Origin of the sequence: Rhizobium bangladeshense (genome assembly GCF_001662075.1) — a bacterium.
GTDB lineage: Bacteria > Pseudomonadota > Alphaproteobacteria > Rhizobiales > Rhizobiaceae > Rhizobium > Rhizobium bangladeshense_B.
On the sequence record NZ_LYPL01000131.1, the window covers coordinates 1 to 260 of the forward strand.

The window sequence follows — 260 nt, forward strand, 5'->3', positions numbered from 1 at the left end:
ACGTTGATAGGCCGGGTGTGGAAGTGCGGCAACGCATGAAGCTTACCGGTACTAATAGCTCGATCGGCTTGATCGTTCTCATTGACCATGCTCATCACAAGGCGAACACGCTAGTGTTCGTCCTGACAGAGCGAAGGCGTCAGCCTTTGCGACGGGCCCGGCAAACACGTAAGTGTTTGTCCGGTTTGAGCCTTTGACGTGTTCAAAGACAAAACAGGCTAACGCCTGCCAGCTTCTCAAACAAAGTTGCGCTTTGCCGA

Annotated in this window: 1 rRNA gene; it reads left to right on the forward strand. The window is 53.1% G+C overall.

Annotation, left to right across the window (positions count from 1 at the left end):
* Window positions 1-76, forward strand: a 23S ribosomal RNA gene (locus A7X77_RS31830); the annotation flags it as partial.
* Between the last annotated feature and the right edge of the window lie 184 nt (window positions 77-260).